This is a genomic window from Jiangella aurantiaca (assembly GCF_004349105.1).
In the GTDB taxonomy this organism is placed as follows: domain Bacteria; phylum Actinomycetota; class Actinomycetes; order Jiangellales; family Jiangellaceae; genus Jiangella; species Jiangella aurantiaca.
Genome location: NZ_SMLB01000040.1, coordinates 1 through 18,815, shown reverse-complemented (window position 1 = coordinate 18,815; position 18,815 = coordinate 1). Strand labels below are relative to the sequence as shown.

20 protein-coding genes and 2 pseudogenes are annotated in these 18,815 nt (G+C 71.5%); 15 read left to right on the top strand and 7 right to left on the bottom strand.

The genetic code is table 11. The features are described 5' to 3' along the window. The first annotated feature begins 8 nt into the window (after nucleotides 1–8). The 3 genes from E1262_RS22365 (at nucleotide 9) to E1262_RS22355 (ending at nucleotide 4,494) form a co-directional block, all read left to right on the top strand. Complete coding sequence (locus E1262_RS22365; protein ID WP_132105773.1) at nucleotides 9–3,368, top strand: DEAD/DEAH box helicase; 3,360 nt, start codon at nucleotides 9–11, stop codon at nucleotides 3,366–3,368. Between the two features lie 222 nt (nucleotides 3,369–3,590). After that, the gene (locus tag E1262_RS22360) at nucleotides 3,591–4,097 is read left to right on the top strand and encodes a DUF5994 family protein (protein ID WP_132105771.1); all 507 of its coding nucleotides are present in this window, start codon (nucleotides 3,591–3,593) and stop codon (nucleotides 4,095–4,097) included. Nucleotides 4,098–4,185: 88 nt separating this feature from the next. Beyond that, nucleotides 4,186–4,494 (top strand): hypothetical protein, encoded by a 309-nt coding sequence (locus E1262_RS22355; protein ID WP_132105769.1) that lies wholly within the window; start codon nucleotides 4,186–4,188, stop codon nucleotides 4,492–4,494. 276 nt (nucleotides 4,495–4,770) lie between these two features. Here E1262_RS22355 and E1262_RS22350 read toward each other — a convergent pair whose 3' ends face one another. Continuing rightward, nucleotides 4,771–5,799: an NADPH:quinone reductase gene (locus tag E1262_RS22350; protein ID WP_132105767.1), complete on the bottom strand. Its 1,029-nt coding sequence runs from the start codon at nucleotides 5,797–5,799 to the stop codon at nucleotides 4,771–4,773. Between the two features lie 324 nt (nucleotides 5,800–6,123). Between E1262_RS22350 and E1262_RS30480 the strand changes: the two genes are divergently transcribed. Then, complete coding sequence (locus tag E1262_RS30480; RefSeq protein WP_162606033.1) at nucleotides 6,124–6,276, top strand: hypothetical protein; 153 nt, start codon at nucleotides 6,124–6,126, stop codon at nucleotides 6,274–6,276. 140 nt (nucleotides 6,277–6,416) lie between these two features. Further along, nucleotides 6,417–7,322, top strand: coding sequence for an LLM class flavin-dependent oxidoreductase (locus E1262_RS22345; RefSeq protein ID WP_132105765.1), 906 nt, complete (start codon nucleotides 6,417–6,419; stop codon nucleotides 7,320–7,322). 25 nt (nucleotides 7,323–7,347) lie between these two features. Here the strand turns inward: E1262_RS22345 and E1262_RS22340 are convergent, their stop codons facing one another. Further along, nucleotides 7,348–8,403: an RNA polymerase subunit sigma-70 gene (locus E1262_RS22340; RefSeq protein WP_275261798.1), complete on the bottom strand. Its 1,056-nt coding sequence runs from the start codon at nucleotides 8,401–8,403 to the stop codon at nucleotides 7,348–7,350. A 26-nt stretch (nucleotides 8,404–8,429) separates the two neighbouring features. On the opposite strand from E1262_RS22340, the gene E1262_RS22335 reads away from it, so the two are divergent. Next, nucleotides 8,430–8,966, top strand: a complete 537-nt coding sequence (locus E1262_RS22335; protein WP_132105761.1) for a dihydrofolate reductase family protein — start codon at nucleotides 8,430–8,432, stop codon at nucleotides 8,964–8,966. A 31-nt stretch (nucleotides 8,967–8,997) separates the two neighbouring features. Here E1262_RS22335 and E1262_RS22330 read toward each other — a convergent pair whose 3' ends face one another. Both E1262_RS22330 and sigJ read right to left on the bottom strand, forming a co-directional pair. Continuing rightward, entirely contained in the window at nucleotides 8,998–9,426 is a 429-nt protein-coding gene (locus E1262_RS22330) for a hypothetical protein (protein ID WP_132105759.1), read from the bottom strand. Between the two features lie 92 nt (nucleotides 9,427–9,518). After that, nucleotides 9,519–10,460: an RNA polymerase sigma factor SigJ gene (gene sigJ / locus E1262_RS22325; protein WP_132105757.1), complete on the bottom strand. Its 942-nt coding sequence runs from the start codon at nucleotides 10,458–10,460 to the stop codon at nucleotides 9,519–9,521. 140 nt (nucleotides 10,461–10,600) lie between these two features. Between sigJ and E1262_RS22320 the strand changes: the two are divergent. Next, nucleotides 10,601–10,987 (top strand): annotated as a pseudogene (locus tag E1262_RS22320) (DUF6069 family protein); the annotation flags it as partial. 14 nt (nucleotides 10,988–11,001) lie between these two features. On the opposite strand, the pseudogene E1262_RS32180 reads toward E1262_RS22320, so the two are convergent. Beyond that, a pseudogene (locus tag E1262_RS32180) lies at nucleotides 11,002–11,127 on the bottom strand (SAM-dependent methyltransferase); the annotation flags it as partial. Between the two features lie 56 nt (nucleotides 11,128–11,183). On the opposite strand from E1262_RS32180, the gene E1262_RS22310 reads away from it, so the two are divergent. Then, on the top strand, nucleotides 11,184–11,642 hold the full coding sequence (locus E1262_RS22310; protein ID WP_132105755.1) for a hemerythrin domain-containing protein: 459 nt from the start codon (nucleotides 11,184–11,186) through the stop codon (nucleotides 11,640–11,642). Nucleotides 11,643–11,661: 19 nt separating this feature from the next. Here the strand turns inward: E1262_RS22310 and E1262_RS22305 are convergent, their stop codons facing one another. Then, entirely contained in the window at nucleotides 11,662–12,546 is an 885-nt protein-coding gene (locus E1262_RS22305; protein WP_132105753.1) for a sigma-70 family RNA polymerase sigma factor, read from the bottom strand. A 71-nt stretch (nucleotides 12,547–12,617) separates the two neighbouring features. Between E1262_RS22305 and E1262_RS22300 the strand changes: the two genes are divergently transcribed. Together E1262_RS22300 and E1262_RS22295 are read left to right on the top strand one after the other, a co-directional pair. Then, nucleotides 12,618–13,412 (top strand): SDR family oxidoreductase, encoded by a 795-nt coding sequence (locus tag E1262_RS22300; RefSeq protein WP_132105751.1) that lies wholly within the window; start codon nucleotides 12,618–12,620, stop codon nucleotides 13,410–13,412. 143 nt (nucleotides 13,413–13,555) lie between these two features. Continuing rightward, complete coding sequence (locus E1262_RS22295; RefSeq protein ID WP_132105749.1) at nucleotides 13,556–13,975, top strand: hypothetical protein; 420 nt, start codon at nucleotides 13,556–13,558, stop codon at nucleotides 13,973–13,975. Here E1262_RS22295 and E1262_RS22290 read toward each other — a convergent pair. After that, a complete protein-coding gene (locus E1262_RS22290) occupies nucleotides 13,930–14,334 on the bottom strand; it encodes a VOC family protein (RefSeq protein WP_132105747.1) in 405 nt (134 codons plus the stop codon). The two genes, E1262_RS22295 and E1262_RS22290, sit on opposite strands and share 46 nt — an antisense overlap. Nucleotides 14,335–14,412: 78 nt before the next feature. Between E1262_RS22290 and E1262_RS22285 the strand changes: the two genes are divergently transcribed. From E1262_RS22285 to E1262_RS22265, 5 genes are all read left to right on the top strand, one after another. Further along, complete coding sequence (locus E1262_RS22285; RefSeq protein ID WP_132105745.1) at nucleotides 14,413–15,372, top strand: glycerophosphodiester phosphodiesterase family protein; 960 nt, start codon at nucleotides 14,413–14,415, stop codon at nucleotides 15,370–15,372. A gap of 185 nt (nucleotides 15,373–15,557) precedes the next feature. Next, nucleotides 15,558–16,853 carry an MFS transporter gene (locus E1262_RS22280; RefSeq protein WP_132105743.1) on the top strand — a complete coding sequence of 432 codons (1,296 nt, stop codon included), beginning with the start codon at nucleotides 15,558–15,560 and terminating at the stop codon, nucleotides 16,851–16,853. Nucleotides 16,854–16,885: 32 nt separating this feature from the next. Continuing rightward, the gene (locus E1262_RS22275) at nucleotides 16,886–17,257 is read left to right on the top strand and encodes an ArsR/SmtB family transcription factor (protein WP_132105741.1); all 372 of its coding nucleotides are present in this window, start codon (nucleotides 16,886–16,888) and stop codon (nucleotides 17,255–17,257) included. Further along, the gene (locus tag E1262_RS22270) at nucleotides 17,254–17,916 is read left to right on the top strand and encodes an SRPBCC family protein (protein ID WP_132105739.1); all 663 of its coding nucleotides are present in this window, start codon (nucleotides 17,254–17,256) and stop codon (nucleotides 17,914–17,916) included. The genes E1262_RS22275 and E1262_RS22270 overlap by 4 nt, the downstream gene beginning before the upstream one ends. A gap of 68 nt (nucleotides 17,917–17,984) precedes the next feature. Next, a partial coding sequence (locus E1262_RS22265; protein WP_132105736.1) for an MFS transporter occupies nucleotides 17,985–18,815 on the top strand: 831 nt, incomplete at its 3' end.

Sequence of the window (18,815 nt, the reverse complement as noted above, 5' to 3'; positions counted from 1 at the left end):
TGATCAACATGTGGCCGGGAATCCAAGCGAACGACGACGCGGGTCTGCTGAAGGTGGTGGACCCGTCCACGTTCGTGCGCGGCCTGATGTACGCCCAGAGCGGTGCCGCAATCGAGGTCGAGTGGGAGCCGAGCGACGGCATCATCACCGGCCGGGTCGTCGGCAGCGCTCGCCAGCCGTACTCGACGCTCGCGTTCGTGAGGCCGGCCGGGCCGCGTAACTATGTGTTCGTCGAGGGGCGCTGCAACTGCCCGGTCGGCTTCGACTGCAAGCACGTCGTCGCGCTGGTCATGACGGCGCTGAGTGACGGCGGGCCGGTGCGGGGCCGCCAACCGGAGCCGGTGGTGGACTGGAAGCGGTCGCTCGACTCGCTCCTCGGCGACGGCACCAGGCCGAGCGCCGATGGGGCGGGCCCGGTCGAGATCGCCGTCCAGTTGACGCTGTCCAGCAAGCCGCGGGCGACCGGCAGGTGGGACGACGCCGCCGGGACGCAGCCGCGGCTGATGGCGAGGCTGGTCCGGCCCGGACGCAGCGGCTGGGTGGCCGGCGAGCTGAATTGGTCGAGACTGCGGCATCGGCCCGAACTCGTCGCCGGCCCCGCTGACCAGTTGCGCTGGCTGCGTCAGTTCTTCCTGCTCTACGACGCCGGGCGGGACGACGCTGGCTACTACTCGCCGTACGGCCGGGACGAGAAGGACCTCGATCTGACGGCGTTCGAGTCCAGCCAGCTGTGGCCGCTGCTGGACGAGGCCGCCAGGCTGGGCGTCCGCCTCGTCTATGGCAAGAAGCGCTCCGGTGACGTCGACGGCTACCGCATGGCGCGGCTCGAGCTGGACGTCACGACAGGCAAGAACAGTGACCTCGTGATCGTCCCCGTCCTCACCGTCGAGCGCATGGAACGCGAGGTCGTGCCGGTCCGCTTCATCGGCGCCGACGGACACGGCGTCGTCTACGCGCCGCGCGACAACCTCGAGACCACGGATGACCCGCAGAACTGGCGTTTCGGTCTGGCCAAGCTCGAGCGTCCGGCGGGCGAGCAGTTGCAGCAGTTGGCGCTCGACGGCGGCCGGCTGGTGGTGCCCGCGGCCGACGCGGAACGGTTCCGCGACGAGTACGTCCCGCGGTTGCAGCGGTTGACGACCGTCGTGTCGTCCGACGAGTCGTTCACGCCGCCCGACATCTCCGGACCGACGCTCGTCGCCCGGGCGGACTACGGCGACGGCCACGGGCTGGAGCTGGACTGGGAGTGGCGCTACCAGGTCGGCGACGCAGCGAGGCGGATAGCGCTGGACGAGCCGTTCCCGGACGGCGCCGATGACGGGTTCCGCGATCCGGCGGCGGAACGGGCACTGCTGGCCAGCTTGGATCCGGGATTGTTGGATCTCGGCCCAGCCGGGGACGACAACGGTGCCGGTTCGCGCACGCGGCCGAGCGGACGTCCACCGGTTCCGCGCCGTCGTTTCGACGGGCTCGAGACCATGCGGTTCAGCACCGAGGCGCTGCCACGGCTGCGCGACCTGGACGACGTCGAGGTCGAGGTGTTGGGGGAGCCGGCCGACTACCGCGAGGTCGGCGACTCCGTGGTCATCGGCGTGTCGACGGAGGCCGCACCGGGCGAGACCGACTGGTTCGACCTCGGTGTGAACATCACCGCCGAGGGGCAGGAGGTCCCGTTCACAGACCTGTTCCTGGCACTGGCACGGGACGAGCCGTACCTGCTGCTCCCGGACGGCGGGTACTTCTCGTTGGAGAAGCCGGAGCTGCAGGCGCTGCGCCGGCTGATCGACGAGGCTCGGGCGCTGGGCGACCACACCGGCGACGGGACCAGGATCAGCCGGTTCCAGGCCGGACTCTGGGAGGAGCTGGCGGCGCTGGGTGTGGTGACGCACCAGGCCGACGCTTGGCAACGGCAGGTGCAGGGACTGCTGGCACTCGGCGAACTCGACGACACCGTCGCGCCGCCGAGCACGTTGCGGGCGCAGCTGCGTCCGTACCAGCTCGACGGATACCGCTGGCTGACGTTCTTGTGGGAGAACGGGCTCGGCGGGATCCTGGCCGACGACATGGGGCTTGGGAAGACGCTGCAGACGCTGGCGCTGATCTGCCATACCAAGCAGGCCGACCCCGACATGCCGCCATTCCTCGTGGTCGCGCCGACCAGCGTGGTATCGAACTGGGTGACCGAGGCGGGCCGCTTCGCTCCCGGGCTCACGGTCGTGCCGGTCACTGACACGCTGCGGCGCCGCGGCGAGACGATCGACCAGGTGGTCGCCGGTGCGGACATCGTCGTCACCACGTACACGCTGCTGCGCCTCGACGCCGAGGCGTACGGGCAAGCGCAGTGGTCCGGGCTCGTGCTGGACGAGGCACAGCACGTGAAGAACCACCAGTCCAAGACGTACCAGGCGGCGCGGAGGCTGCCGGCGACGGTCAAGCTGGCGATCACCGGGACGCCGGTGGAAAACAACCTGATGGAGCTGTGGTCGCAGCTGTCCATCGCGGCACCCGGCCTGTTCCCGCACCCGAGCCGGTTCGAGGAGTACTACAGCCGGCCGATCGAACGGCAGGGCGACGCCGAGCGGCTGGCGCAATTCAAGCGGCGCATCAGGCCACTGGTGTTGCGCCGGACAAAGGAACAGGTGGCCGCCGATCTTCCGGCGAAGCAGGAACAGGTGCTCGAGGTCGACCTGCACCCGAAGCACCGCAAGGTCTACGACAAGCATCTGCAGCGGGAGCGGCAACGCGTGCTCGGCCTGCTCGACGATGTCGACAAGAACCGGTTGACGATCTTGCGGTCGCTCACCCTGCTGCGCCAGCTCAGCCTGCATGCCAGCCTGGTGGACGAGGACCATCGCGACCTCGCCAGCGCCAAGATCGACCTGCTGATCGAGCAGCTCGGCGACGTCATCGACGGCGGGCATCGGGCGCTGGTGTTCAGCCAGTTCACCGGCTTTCTCGGCCTGGTGCGCGGACGGCTCGAGGCGGCCGGCATCGAGTACTGCTACCTGGACGGGTCCACGCGTCACCGCGAGCAGGTGATCGCGGAGTTCAAGGAGGGCACGGCGCCGGTCTTCCTGATCAGCCTCAAGGCCGGCGGATTCGGGCTCAACCTCACCGAGGCCGACTACTGCTTCATCCTCGATCCGTGGTGGAACCCGGCGACGGAGGCCCAGGCGGTCGACCGCACGCACCGCATCGGCCAGACCCGCAACGTCATGGTGTACCGGCTGATCGCCGCCGACACCATCGAGCAGAAAGTCATGGCGCTCAAGGACCGCAAGGCCAAGCTGTCGGCGAGCGTCATGGACGACGGCAACGCCTTCGGCGGCCGCCTCGACGTCGACGACATCCGCGGCCTCCTCGAATAGTGCGGCGTGGGCTGCGGCGCGGGTGCGCGGCGGCGGCATGGGGTGGGCGCGGCCGTGGAATCGGGTCAGCGCGGCCAGGGCATCTGGTCAGGTCAGGTAGCCGCAGCCTCCCGTGACCAAGGTGTACGCTCAGACCCTAGGCGCTGATATGTGGGCAGGTCGGTCCCCAGCCGCGCCGACACCAGGTACGTCGGCCGCAGAGGCCGGAGATTGGCCGCGCTCATGCGCCAGTTCCTCAGTACACATCTCCCCGATGATTCAGCGACGCGAGTCGCCTACCGCGTGTCCCGGCCGGGCCAGGATCCGAGTCTGCACGGCGTGTGGTGGCCCCGTTCCAACGATCTCGGTGCGGAACTGCCCGCCGTCATCGCGTCCCTGGACAGCAGGGGATTCAGGACCGAATGGGTTTCCTTCAGCCGGAAGACCTGGAGTAGCACGGGGCAGCAGCTCCTGATCGCCGGCCGGATCATTCGGGTGGCCTCGTACCGCGCGATCGACCCGAACATGGTGAGCCTGAGCGGACGCGACGGCCGCGCCCGCATCGATCTGCTCGTCGTACCGCCCGACAGCCACCCCGAGACGGCGGCTCGGGCATTCGCGCGCATCGTCGACTGGGACAACCGCATCACCGCCAGCGATGTGCTGACGGCGGCCGAGGCTGGGTGGGCCGATGCCGAGGACTCGGATGCGCTCCTGACGTGGCCGATGGCTCAGGCCGTGCCCTCGTGAGCCGCAGGGGACCGACGTCCGCCGGAGCAGGCCGGCCACGACTGTGTCGTCGATGTTGACGCGTAAGCCCGACTCGCGCGCACTGGCGTTGGCGATCTTCCTCCGCCGCTGGGCAGGTGCGTTCTCCTTCTCCGCCGACGCCCTCGACTCGGCGGACACGGCTCGCGTTGGCATGACGCTGCTGGATGCGGCGCAGCGTGCGGAGCAGTTGGCTCCTGACGATCCGATCATCGTCGTGCTGTCGGAGGCGGGCCACTTCGAGCCCATGCCGGGCGGCCACGCACGGTTCGTCGAGACGGTCGAGATCCGGCATGCCGTGCTGCGGCTCGTCGTCGGGCCGGCGATCGACGCCAACCAGATCCTGGCAGCCATCGCGTCGGCGAGTGGACCGCCGTGACCGCGCCCAACGTCCTTCCGCATCCGCTGGGCGCCCTGTTCGCGGACATTCTCACTGCGCGGGCGGAACAACGCAGACAGTCGGCGCAGAAGGTGAACGACCCGGGTGCGCGGGCCGCCGCTCGCCGGGAGAGCCTGCGTGCTCTGGAGGCATACGCGGACGAACTGGAACGCCGGTGCTGGCCGGTGCCTCGCCAGATCCAGCAGGACATCCGCCTGCACCGGGCGTTGTGCCAGCGGCCCAGGAGCTGACGCGGCGCGCAGGCCGCGTGCCGGCTCAGGCGTCGGCGACGGTGATGAGGACCTTGCCGGTGGCGCCGTCCTCGACGGCGCGGTGGGCGTCGGCGGTCTGCTCCAGCGCGAAGCGGTGCAGCGGGAGGCCGGCGTCGTCGCCGATGCGGAGCGCGCCGGCGGCGATCGCGGCGTTGACGTCGTCGCCGGCGGCGCGGAGCTTATCCCAGCCGACCGTGTACAGCAGTACGAACTGCAGCCGCGCATTCAGGCCCATGTACTCGCGCACGTTGACGTTGAACGGCTGGTCGCCGTTGTTGGCGTAGATCGAGACCGTGCCGCGCGGTTTCAGGACGGCGGTGTCGGTCGCGGCGTTGGCGCCCGCGGCCACCTCGACGACGAGGTCGACGCCGTCGGGAGCGATCGAGCGGACGGCGGCCGCGACGTCGGCCCCGCCGCCGTACTGCACGACGTGGTGGGCGCCGGCGGACGTGGCCAGCGCGCCCTTCGCGTCCGAGCTGACCGTCGCGATCACGGTCGCGCCGGCCCAGCGGGCGAGCTGGATCGCGGCATTGCCGACGGCGCCCGCACCGCCTGCCACGAGCACCACACGGCCGTCGAGCGCGCCGGGGCTCAGCCGCGCCGGCCCGTCCTCGGCGACCGTCAGCGCCCGGTGCGCCGTGATCGCCGGAATGCCCACCGCCGCGCCCAGGTCGAAGCCGGCGCCGTCGGGCAGCGGGAACGCCTGTTCCACCGGCACGACGATGAACTCCTGTGCCGTCCCGTTGTCCGGACGCTGGTACGCCGCCAGCGTCACCCACACGCGATCGCCCACGGCCAGTCCGCCGACCCCGTCGCCGACCGCCGCGATCACGCCTGACCCGTCCTGGTTCGGCACAGCCTCGGTTCCCGAGAGGGCGCCGTAGCCGCCGCTGCGCAACTTCCAGTCGGTCGGGTTCACCCCCGAGACGACGACGCGCACCCGCACCTCGCCGGGACCGGGATCAGGAACAGGCCGCTCGGTGAGCCGGAGAACGTCGGCGGGGCCGGACTCGTCGTGCACGATCGCCTTCATCGGGTTGTCGCATCCCTTCAACGGACGGTGCCTTCGCTAGGGGCAACCGGTCTCGCTGCGGCGGCATTCCAACAGCGACAGCCACGACGCAAGAAGCCCCGGCGCGGAACCACGACAGCACGCACCGGGGCCTAGCCGGGATCGTCGGTGTTAGAGCACCTCCCCTGGCCGTGTACAAGGCTAGCAGTTGACGTGGCGACTGTCTCCCTGTCATTCTGGTCGGCTAACTACATCGGGAATCCGCCCGGCGTAGTCCAGAGATGGGCTACCGGGCGGGCTGTTAGAGCGGTTCACCGGTGCCCTCAGCACTTGGGAGGAATCCAAGTGAACCACGACAACAGGCGAGGAACGCTGCTGAGCAGGCTACGAAAGCTGCGTCAGTACACCGAGGTCATCGGCCAGATCCTGAGGGATCTGTGGCCGTTGGGCGTGGTGATCTCCTCGATTCTGGGTGCTGCCCTGCACCAGTTCGGCTGAGGCCGAACCGCAGGGAGCGAACGGGGTCGGCCCAGGCCGGCCCCTTCGTGCATCTGAGGCCGGGCCGATTCCTCCGGAACACCTCGCCGGTCTGTCCGATCAGCGACCGCAACACAGCGGCGCGGACGGAAGGAATCGGCATGTCCCTGGAATTCGGCATCTTCCTGCCGGTCGGGTTCGGCGGCGAGCTGGGTGCGGACGGCGACCCGGTCGAGGCTGCGGAGCGGGTCCTCGAGCTCGCCCGGACGGCGGAGGAGTGCGGCTTCGCGGCGGCATGGCTCCCGGACCACCTGCAGACGATCCCACCGTCGCAGGGGTACGCGTTCGAGTCGTGGTCGATGCTGGCGGCGCTGGCTCGGCACACCGACCGGATCCGGATCGGGCCGCTGGTCAGCTCCAACAGTTACCGCAACCCCGCGCTGCAGGCGAAGATCGCGTCGACGGTGGACGTGCTGTCGGGCGGGCGGCTGACGCTCGGCATGGGCGCCGGCTGGTACCAGCCAGACTACGAGGCGTTCGGATACGAGTTCGGCGACGCACCCGGCCGGCTGCGAGCGCTGCGCGACGGGGTGCGGACCATCAGAAGAATGTGGGAGCACCCGACGACGTTCCCGCGCGGCGTCCAGCAGCCGACGATCCCGCTGATGATCGCCGGCGGCGGCGAACGAGTGACGCTCAAGATCGTCGCGGAGTACGCCGACGCCTGCAACGTCATGGTCTCGCCGGCCGAGGCGGCGCGGAAGTTCGCGATCCTGCGCGAGCACTGCGAGACGGCGAAGCGCGACTACGACACCATCCTGCGCACCGCCACCACGGCCTGCCTCATCGCCGGCTCCGATGAGGAGGCGCAGGCCGCGCTCTCGCCGGCGATGGGCGCGTTCTACCCGGGCGACTTCGCGGACTACCTGCTGTACGGGACCGCCGAAACGGTCGGGAACCGCATCGCGGCCTACGAGGAGGCCGGCGTCCAGCAGCTCATCGTCGGCTTCCACGAGGCGACCGACCCGGAGGCGATCCGGCGGTTCGCGAAGGAGTTCATCGGGTGACGACGGGGTCAGCGGCCGGCCGGCGTCACGCGAGCGACGCCGGCAGGCCGAACCGCGGCAGCAGGTCAGCACCGGCGAAGACGGTGACGCGCGCGATCCCCGCAGGCGTCGCCGTCAGCACCGCGAGCCCGAACGCCGAGCCGTCGCGGTGGTACGCGCCGAACGCCGGCTGGCCGTTCGCCACCGTCGGCAGCTTGCGCCAATCGCCCGGCGCACCGACGACCTCGCTCATCAGGTACTCCACGCAGGCGACCTTTCCAGCGAACCACATCGCCGCGGCCGGCATCTCGAGGACGGCGTCGGCCCGCAGCGCCTCCTCGAACGCGCGGGCGTCGGCCGTCTCGAACGCCGTCATGTACCGCTCCAGCAGCTCCTGGGCCCGCGGGTGGTCGGGTTCGAGCACATCGTCCATCGACGGCGTCACCTCGCGCAGTCGCGCCCGGGCCCGCTGCAGCAGGCTCTTCACCGCGCCGACCTCGAGGTCCAGCGCCGTCGCGACCTCCGCCGCCGGCCAAGCCAGCACGTCGCGCAGGATCAGGACGGCCCGCTGCCCCGGCGTCAGGTGCTGCAGTCCCACGATCAGCGCGAGCCGGACCCCGTCACGTACGACGGCGACGGCGGCGGGGTCGGCGGACTCCGGCGTGACCAATTCGTCGGGCAGCGGCTGCAGCCAGCCCACCCCTGCGGCCGGGCTCTCCGGCCCGCCGCCCGGTCCGGTGCCCAGCCCGACGGGGACCGCCCGCCGGTCGCTGCGCTGCAGCGCGTTCAGGCAGGCGTTCGTCGCGATGCGGTACAGCCAGGTGCGCAGCGACGACCGCTCCTCGAACCCGTCGTACGACCGCCAGGCGCGTAGGTACGTCTCCTGCACCAGGTCCTCGGCGTCGTCGAGGGAGCCCATCATGCGGTAGCAGTGCGCGAGCAGCTCCCGCCGATAACCCTCGGCTCGCCCCATGAACTCGTCTCCGCCTCGCATGGTCCTCCTCGCAACATCGTGCCGCGCTCCACCTCGTACAGACCGGCGCCGGCCCGGAAAGGAATCGCGATTCCTCCCGGTCGACGAGCCGGTCGATAGAGACGGCACTGCTCAGACACGATGATGGAGGAACGATGCGCAAGCTCAGAGTCGGTTGCCTGGTCACACTCGACGGCGTGCACGGCAACCCGCGGTCGTGGGCGTTCCCGTACTTCGACGCCGAGGCCGGCGAGAAGTCGCTGGCACAGCTGCAACGCAGCGACGCGATGCTGATGGGCCGCACCACGTACGAGTACTTCGTGCAGTCGTGGCCGAATGAGACCGGGCCGTACCCGGACCGCGTCAACGAGATCCGCAAGTACGTGTTCTCGTCGACGCTCACGACCACGACATGGACGAACTCGGTTGTCGTCGGTGACGACCCGGTCGGCGCGGTCGCCGAGCTCAAGCAGCAGGGCGACGGCGACCTGGTCGTCTACGGCTTCGGCCGGTTGGCGCGCACGCTGCTCGACCACGGACTGGTGGACGAGCTGGCTGTGTCGGTCTTCCCGATGCTGCACGGCAGCGGCGAGCCGCTGTTCCGGCCGGGCTCCGCGCCGCACCACCTGGACCTGGCGGCGGTGGAGCGGAGCGCGACCGGTGTCGTGACGCTCACCTACGTCCCGGCCTGACGCCCGGCGCGGCCCGGCTCGCCCGGCGTGGTCAGTGGTATGCCTCCGGCGGTGGCGCCAGCTCGAGGCCGGCCGGCAGGGCGCGGCGGATGGCGGCGGAAAGGTCCGCGGCGTCCGTCGCGCCGCCGTGCACCACCTCGGACCGGTGCGCCGGCCGGACCCGGCGCGGGTCGAACACGCACCAGCCGGAGCGCCAGCGCCAGGCCAGCCGGCCCTGCGCGTCGGCCTGGCGGTCGGGCCAGACGACCAGCAGGTAGCGCCACCGGTACTCACCTCGTCGCCGTCCCCAGGCGACCAGCCGCCCCTGCACCCGCCGGCTCGACCGGTCGCCCATGACGATGGGCACGGCGGTGTAGAGACCGGACGGCTCGGCGTAGGCCCGGAGCTTGATCTCCAGCCGCCCTGGGTCGATCTCGAGGAGGTCGAGCGGAGGATCTTCCAGCCAACGAGCAGACGTCATGTCGCTAGTATCGAACAAGTGTTCGCATGATCGGTAGTTCGTCGCCCTCCGTGGCCGGTCCGTCACGGAGGGCGACATGGAAGGGGACGGTGTCAGGTCGTCCAGGGGCGGAGCTTCTCCGGGTTCCGGACCGCCCAGACGCGGGTGATCCGGTCGCCGGCGACGTCGAAGGCCAGCACCGTCCCGACGACCCCGTCCTGCTGGAGCACGAGACCGGGCTGGCCGTTCACCGTCCGCTCCAGGAACACCAGATCGGGCGCTCTCGCCGCGAGCTCGACCAGGGCGCGTGCGATCGGCTCGCCGCCCTCGAGCGGCTCGAGGGCGCTGGCGCGGCCGCCTCCGTCGGCGATCGCGACCGCCTGCGGGTCGAGCAGGCTGATGAGCGCCTCGATGTCCTTGGCCTCCCATGCCTGCTTGAACTCGCGGACGAGGCCGGCGCGCCGGGCGGACGGGGCCGCCGGCGCCTGGGCGGCGCGGAGCCGGCGGCGGGCGGATGAGGCCAGCTGGCGGCAGGCCGCGGGCGTGCGGCCGACGATATGGGCGACCTCGGCGAACGGGTAGCGGAAGACGTCGTGCAGGACGAACGCGACCCGCTCGGCGGGCGTCATCGAGTCGAGGACGACCAGGAAGGCCATGCTGATCGACTCGTCGAGCGTGACGCGGTCCGCGGGATCCGCCGGGTCGCCCGCGGCGCCGCTCGGCGCGAGCCCGCCGACCCACTCCGTCCGGTCCGGCACCGGCTCGGGGATCCACTCGCCGACGTAGCGTTCCCGCCGGGCTCGCGCCGAGCCCAGGAGGTCCAGGCAGATCCGGCTCGCGACCCTGGTCAGCCATGCGCCGGGGGACTCGATGGCCTCCTGCTGCTCCGGCGACATCGCGTACCAGCGGGTGTACGTCTCCTGGACGACGTCCTCGGCGTCGGCCAGCGAGCCGAGCATCCGGTACGCGAGGTTGATCAGGTGACGCCGTTCGCTCATGATCGCGGCGAGGCCGGGATCGAGCCGGTCCGCGCCCGGTCCGGATCGCTCGGTCATGGTGCGACCTCCTCGGTCTCGGGGTCCCTTCCTGATCCGACGAGACAGCGCGCCGGTATGTGAGGCCTGACGTCCAGACCGGCTGCGTCGTCGTACTGCAGTCCAGGCATCGCCACCAGAGTGACAGCAGGAGGAACACCATGACGACGGAAGAGACGACGGCCGGCGCCCCGGACCGGCGATGGGCCGCGCTGGCGGTCGCGGGGGCGACGGTGGCGGCGGCCGTGCCGTGGGCCGTCGCGTCGATCGCCGGGGCCGACCTCGAGGTCACCACCGGCGGCTGGACGATGGACGTCGGGCTGCCGCTCGTCCTGGGCGCCGCGCTGGGCATGTCGCTGGCGGGCTGGGGGCTGCTCATCCTGCTGTGGCGGCGGACCGGCGACGCCCGCCGCACGTGGACCGGTATCGCGCTGGCGGTCCTGCTGCTGTCGCTCGGCGGCCCGCTGACCGCGGACGCGCCTGCGGAGACCCGGGTGTACCTGACGCTGATGCACGTCGCCGTCGGTGCGGTGCTGATTCCAGGCCTGTGGGTCGCCGCCGGTCAAGGCGCGCGCTCGGCGAGGAAGACGAACTCGCGGCCCGGCCGGTCCGGCGCGTCGCGCACGTCCGTCACCCGGTAGCCGGTGGCGGCGAGGCTCGCCGTCACCTCGTCGTGATCGCGGAACCTAGCCGGGCCGCCGCATGCGGGTTGCATTCCCGGCGCTCGGCTGATCATCTGGGACGATGGACGAGACTGGCTCGCACAAGATCGCCTGGAGCCGCCAGCTCGCCGACGCGCACGCGACGCTCCGCGCGCGGCTGCGTGACCTGCGCGACGGCTCCGACGACCTGCTGACCCACTGCCTGGGCTTCTGCTCGGCGCTCACCACCCACCACGAGGGCGAGGACACCGGCCTGTTCGCCGAGCTCGTCCGCGCCCGTCCCGACCTCGCCGCCACCGTCGCCGCGCTGCGCGAGGACCACCGGCTGATCGCGGACATCATCGGCACCGTCCGCGACCTCGCGGCGGAGTCGGAGGAGGCGACGTCGGACCGGCGGGCCGCGATCCAGCGCGAGCTCGACGGCCTGGCCGCGATCATGGAGTCGCACTTCCGCTACGAGGAACGCGCGATCGGCGCCGCCCTCGACGACGGCGTCGAGGACACCGGCTGGAGCCGGCCGGTCTTCGCGCTGCGGACCTGAGCGAACCGGGACCGGACGGTCAGATGGCGAAGGCGCCGGCGTCGATGCCGCCCAGCCGGTCCGGGTCGTTGAAAATGTCGATCGTGGTGATCCGGCGGTCGACGACGGTGAAGGCCATCACCGCGAACACCCGCCCGCCGATGACGGCCACCGCGCCGGCTGTGCCGTTGACCAGCGCCGGCCGCACGTGCTGGGCCAGCCTCCGGGCCAGTGTCGCCTGACCGGCGACCGTCCGGGCGCCGCGCAGCAGCACCGTCGGCCGGGTCGGGTGCGCGCCGCCGTCGGCGCGCAGCACCACCTCGGGGTCGAGCACCGTCACCAGCGCGTCGAAGTCGCCGTCGCGGGCGGCCGCGTAGAACGCGTCGACCGCGGCCCGCTGCCCGGCGAGGTCGGCGTCGGGCGTGGGGGCGGCGTCCTGGACCCGGCGCCGGCCCCGGCTGGCCAGCTGCCGGGTCGCCGCGGGGGACCGCTCGACCAGCGGCGCGATGTCGTCGAACGGGACGGCGAACAGGTCGTGCAGCACGAACGCCAGCCGCTCGGCCGGGCTCAGGGTGTCCAGGACGACCTGCATGGCCAGGCCGACGGAGTCGGCCAGCAGCGCCTCCTGCTCCGGATCGGGGCCGCTCAGCGGGCTGACGATCGGATCGGGCAGACGCACTTCGGGCTCGCTGTCGTCCAACGGCACCTCGCCCCGGGTGGTCCGCGACCGCAGCAGGTTGAGGCACACCCGGCCGGCGACCGTCGTCAGCCAGGCGCCGAGGTTCTCGACGTCAGAGGTGTCGGTGCGCTGGTAGCGCAGCCAGGTCTCCTGGACGGCGTCGTCGGCCTCGGTGAGCGAGCCCAGCATGCGGTACGCGACGGCGCGCAGGTGCGGCCGATGTCGCTCGAAGACTTCCTCGCTCATCCGGTCACATATCTCCGTCGCCGCGGGTCAGCGCAGTAGAGAGCCTCTTCGGCAGAGAACTGGAGCTGACAGTGACCACACCCCTTCTGGTGACCGGCGGTACCGGCACCCTCGGACGCCTCATCGTGCCACGGCTGGTCGCGGCCGGCCGCAACGTCCGGGTGCTCAGCCGCACGCCGCACGAGCCGGCGGACGGTGTCGAGTACGTGGCGGCCGACCTGCGCTCGGATGATGCCGATCGCGCCGTCGCGGCCGCCGTCGACGGCGTCGGCACGATCCTGCACCTGGTTGGCGGGACCAAAGGCGACGAGGAGGCGACGGCGCGACTCACGCGGGCCGCCGCGGACGCGGGCGTACGGCATCTCGTGCACATCTCGGTGATCGGCGCGGACCGGGTACCGCTCGCCTGGTTCCGCATGAAGTTCGCAGCTGAGCAGGCCGTGACCGGCTCCGGCGTCCCGTGGACCATCCTGCGCGCCGCCCAGTTCCACGACCTGGTGCTGAAGACGGCCGCCGGGATGGCGAAGCTGCCGGTCGTCCCGGTGCCCGGCGGCCTGCGCTTCCAGCCCGTCGACGCGCGTGACGTGGCCGCGCGGCTGACCGAGCTGACTCTCGGCGAGCCGGCCGGGCTGGTCGCCGACCTCGCCGGACCGCGGGTCGCGCCTATGGGCGATCTGCTGCGCTCGTACCTGCGTGCGACCGGCAAGCGGCGGGTGCTGCTGCCGGTGCGGCTGCCCGGCAAGGTGGGCCGCGCCTACCGGGACGGCGACAACCTCACGCTGGACGGCGCCGACCGCGGGACGCGGACGTGGGAGGACTTCCTCGCCGAGCGCCTCGGCCAGCGGTCGCCGTCCACCCGCCGATAGACACGCCCACCCCTGTCGACGTTGATCTTGGAGTTGTTCGGGTATCAATCGGACGTTTCGCCCTTCATTGGCCGAACAACTCCAAGATCAACTCGGGTGGGGAGGCGGACCCAAGTGTCCGGCCGGGCTGCGACACTGCGGACGTGACGGACACCCGGGACGCGCCGCCGCTCGACGGCCACACGTGGCCGGCCTGGGCGCTGCCCGCCGCGGCCATCGCCGGGCCAGGCGCCTCGGGCGCGGGCGTCGGCATGGTCGTGGCTCGCTACTGGAGCGACCCGGGGCCGCTGGCGCTGATCGTCGTGATGATCGTGGTGGCGACGCTGTGCGGTGCCGGCGTGGTGTCGCGGGCGATGCGGCACGAGCGGCGGCGGTACGCCGTCACCGAAATCGCCGTGATGCTGGCCATCGCCCTGCTGTTCTACGCCGACGGCCCGCTGGGCCGGGCGGTCCTCGCGGCGCTGGTCGGCGGCGGGCTGCTCGCGACGGCGCGGCGGATCCGTGGCGACCGCCGCCGTCAGGCCACGAAGATGCAGAACGGGTGGCCGGACGGGTCGGCGTAGACGCGCAGCGGCTCCTGCGGGTGGTCGATGCGGTCGAAGAGCATCCGGCCGCCCAGCTCCAGCACACGGTCGTGCTGGAGCAGCAGCTCCTCCAGCGACGGGACGGTCATGTCGAGGTGCAGCTGCTGCGGGACCGCGCCGTCCGGCCACGTCGACGGCGTCAGCTGGTCGACCTGCTGGAAGGCGAGCCGGCGGTGGCCGTCCTGGTCGAGCAGGACCAGCCAGTCGTCGCCGGCGGGGTCGGGGGTCTCGTCGCCGGGCCGGTACACGTAGCCGAGCAGCTGCCGGTAGAACTCCGCCAGTCCGCGCGCGTCGGTGGTGTCCAGCACGGTCTGCAGCACGCTGGGGTAGGTCGTCATGGCGGCGACCGTACCCGTCGGGTCCGACGTTCATCTCGCGTCGGCGCAACTGTCACCGGTGCGCACTACCGTTCGCCCATGAGCAGGCTCACCGGTCTTCTGGGCGCCGGCGCCGTCGCTGCGGCCCTCATCCCGACGACGGCGGGCGTGGCGGCTCCGGTCGCGGAGAACCCGTGGCTGGAGCGGCGCGTCCTCAACATCGCGCACCAGGGCGGCGAGATCGAGGCGCCGTCCGACACCCTCTACGCGTTCAAGACGGCGGCCGACAAGGGCGCCGACGTGCTCGAGCTGGACGTCCACGCGACGGCCGACGGCGAGCTGGTCGTGCTGCACGACACCACTGTCGACCGCACCACGAACGGCACCGGCCGGGTCGACCGGTTGACGCTGGTGCAGATCCGGGCGCTGGACGCCGCGCACTGGTTCGTCCCCGGCTGCGGCACTTGCCACAACGGCGCGCCCGGCGACTACGTGTTCCGCGGCGTCGCGACGGGCGAGCGGCCGGCGCCTGACGGGTACACGGCGGCTGACTTCCGCATCCCGACGCTGCGCGAGGTGCTCGAGGCGTTCCCCGACGTGCTGCTCAACGTCGAGATCAAGCGGACCCGGCCCGAGACGTCGCCGTACGAGCGGTCGATGGCGGAACTGCTGCGTGAGTTCGGCCGCGGCACAGACACCATCGTCGCCTCGTTCTCCGACAGCGCCGTGACCCGGTTCAAGCTGTACAACCGTGACGTCAGCACGTCGCCGGGCTCCGAACAGGCGACGGCGTTCTGGCTGAACACGCTCGGCCCGCTGACCGGCATCACGCTGCACGGGCACCACGCGCTGCAGGTGCCGCCGTCGCAGTCGGGCATCCCGGTGGTGACGGCCGACTTCGTCGCCGACGCGCACCGCCGGGGCCTCGCCGTCCACGTCTGGACCATCAACGACCGCGCGGAGATGGAACGGCTCATCGACCTCGGCGTCGACGGCATCATGACCGACCGGCCGACGCTGCTGGAGCAGGTGCTGGACGAGCGCGGCATCGGCACGTAACCGTCGTGCGTAGCAACCGGGCCAGCGGCAACGCCGAGGCGGCCCAGTGCTTCGGGGTGGTGTGCACGGCCTGACTCTCGGCCGGTGGATGCGGCGGTTCGGGCCCGTCGGGCATAGTTCGGGGCTGTGTGCGCTTGTAGCAAGGCAGTCGCGACGAGACGACTGGACGAGAGGACACCGCTCCGATGAACTCGCAGGCCCGCCGCATCCAGGGTGTCTACATCACGCTCATGCTCGGCAACACGCTGGCCGCGTCATTCATCTGGGGTATCAACACGCTGTTCCTGCTCGACGCCGGGCTGAGCAACCTGGAGGCGTTCGCCGCCAACGCGTTCTTCACCGCCGGCATGGTGCTCTTCGAGGTCCCGACGGGGGTCGTCGCGGACACCGTCGGGCGGCGGGCGTCGTATCTGCTCGGCACGCTGACGCTGTCCGGAGCGACCGCGCTGTACTACCTGATGTGGCAGATCAGCGCGCCGTTCTGGGCGTGGGCCGTGGTCTCGGTGTTCATCGGCCTGGGGTTCACGTTCTTCTCCGGCGCGGTCGAGGCGTGGCTGGTCGACGCGCTGCACTACGCCGGCTACGACGGCAGCCTCGAGACGGTGTTCGGCCGCGGCCAGATGGTCAGTGGCGTGGCGATGCTGGGCGGGTCGGTCGCCGGTGGCGTGATCGCGCAGGCGACCTCGCTGGGCGTGCCGTTCCTGGTCCGCGTCGGCGTCCTGCTGGCGATGTTCGTCGTCGCCTTCCTGCTGATGCGCGACCTCGGCTTCACCCCGGACCGGTCGGCCGGAACCAGGCAGGCGGTGCGCGGAATCTGGTCAGCGTCCATCGAGCATGGCCTGCGTAATCCGCCGGTGCGCTGGGTCATGCTGGCCGCGCCGTTCGCGTCGGGCGTCGGCATCTACACGTTCTACGCGCTGCAGCCGTACCTGCTGGAGCTCTACGGGGACCCGGACGCGTACTCGATTGCCGGCCTGGCCGCTGCAGTCGTCGCCGGTGCGCAGGTGGTCGGCGGGTACGTCGCGCCGCACGCCCGTGGGCTGTTCCGGAAGCGGACCACCGCGCTCATCCTGGGGACGGTGATCAGCGCCGTCATCCTCGGGCTGCTGAGCATCACCGAGGTGTTCTGGGTCGCGCTGCTCCTGCTGGTGGTCTGGGCGCTGATCTTCGCCGCCGAGATGCCGATCCGGCAGGCGTACCTCAACGACATGATCCCGTCGAAGCAGCGGGCGACGGTGCTCTCGTTCGACTCGCTGATGGGCAACACCGGCGGCGTCGTCATCCAGCCCGTTCTCGGACGCGCCGCCGACGTGTACGGCTACGGCGCGTCGCTGGGGATCGGCGCCGCCATCCAGCTGCTGGCGGCACCGTTCCTGGTCGGCAGCCGGCGGCAGCAGTCGCCCGCGGACACTGCGGTCACCGTCCCCGCCTCGCCGGTCGCTCCGGCCATCGAGCCGCAAAGCGACGAACAACAGCGTTGACTTATATAAGTAAGCGGCGATAGCTTGTGGATGTGCATGCCTTCGACGTGCTCGGCGACCCGGTTCGTCGCCGGATCCTGGAGCTGCTCGCCGACGGCGAGCTGACCTCCGGCGCCGTCACGTCGGTCATCCAGCAGGAGTTCGGCATCTCGCAGCCGGCGGTGTCGCAGCATCTCAGGGTGCTGCGCGAGTCCGGGTTCGCCACCGTGCGGCCTGACGGCGCCCGCCGCCTGTACGCCGTCAGCACCGACCCGCTCCGCGACGTCGACGCGTGGCTCGACCGCTTCCGGCGATTCTGGACCCCTCCTCTGGACGCGCTGGCCACCGAGCTGGCCAGGGGCAAGCGCCAACGCCGCCTGCAGGAGCAGGCCGGCCAGGACCCGGACCAGGAGCAGTCCCCATGATCGATGTCGTCCAGCAGATCAACGCCGTGCGCCGCCAGGTCGGCTCGCGCACCATCGAGGCCGGCGAGGCCCGCGCCGTCACCATCAGCCAGACGTACCCCGCAGCGGTCGAGGACCTCTGGGACGCGGTGACCAACCAGGAGCGCATCCCGCGCTGGTTCTCACCCGTGAGCGGCGAGCTGAAGCTCGGCGGACGGTACCAGGTCGAGGGCAACGCCGGCGGCGTCGTCGAGCGCTGCGACCCGCCCAAGAGCTTCGCCGCCACGTGGGAGTTCAACGGACAGACCAGCTGGATCGAGGTCCGGCTCACGCCCGAGGGCGACGGGCGGACCCGGTTCGAGCTCGAGCACATCGCACTCGTCGACGAGGAGGGCCTCGCCTTCTGGGACCTCTACGGCCCCGGCGCCGTCGGGCTCGGCTGGGACCTCGCGCTGATTGGGCTGACGCGGCATTTCGCGTCGGGCGGCGAGGCCGTCGACCCGAACGCGGTCGAGGCCTGGACCATGTCCGACGACGGCAAGCGGTTCGTCGCCGAGGCCAGCGAGCGGTGGCGGGACGCCAACGTTGCGGCAGGGTTCGCCACCCCCGAGGGCGCCCAAGCCGCCGCCGACCGGACGACCGCTTTCTACACCGGCGCCGAGGCGCCGCAGGAGGGCTGATCCCGGCCGCTGCCCGATGATCACGGGTTGGCCGGACCTTGTCGGACCGTCGAACTACTGTTCGGCCCATGACGATCTTGGCGGAGGCCGGCCAGACGGTGCGCTGGCGCGGCGGGTACGGGCGCCTGTGGTCGGCCGCGGTGCTGTCCCGGTTCGGCGACGCCGTGCGCAACGTCGCGCTGCCGCTGGTCGCCGCCGGGCTGACGACGTCGCCGTTCCTGCTGTCGCTGGTGTCGGCGGCCGGTTATCTGCCCTGGCTGGTGTTCGGGCTGCTCGGTGGCGCGCTTGCCGACCGCGTCGACCGGCGCCGGGCGATGTGGACGGTCGACGTCGCGCGCGGGCTCCTGGTGGCGGCGTTCGCGACGGCGCTGGCGTTCGGGCAGGCGCACCTGGCCGTGCTGGCGGTGCTCGCGTTCGCCCTGACCACGCTGCAGACGCTGTTCGACAACGCGGCGACGGCGATCCTCCCGACATTGGTGCCGCGGACGGCGCTGCCCTCGGCGAACGCCCGGCTGATGACCGGGCAGGCGCTGGCGGGCACGTTCCTCGGCGCGCCGGCGGCCGGCCTGCTGGTGACGGCCGGGGTGGCGTTGCCGTTCGCGGTGGACGCGGCGACGTATCTGGTGGCGGCGGCGCTGATCGCGTCGCTGCCGCGGTCGGCGGTGGCCGTGGCGAGCCGGCCGCCCGGGTCGACGCTGCGCTCGGAAATCGCGGTCGGCGTGCGGCGGCTCTGGCGCGACCGGTTGCTGCGCGGCGGCTGCCTGGCGAACCTGCTCGGCAACCTGGTGATCGGCGGACTCCAGGCGCTGCTGGTACTGATCATCACCCGCTGGGCCGGCGCCTCCGACGTCGTGTTCGGCCTGGTGCTCGCGGCGTACGGCGCGGGCGGGGTGGTGGGC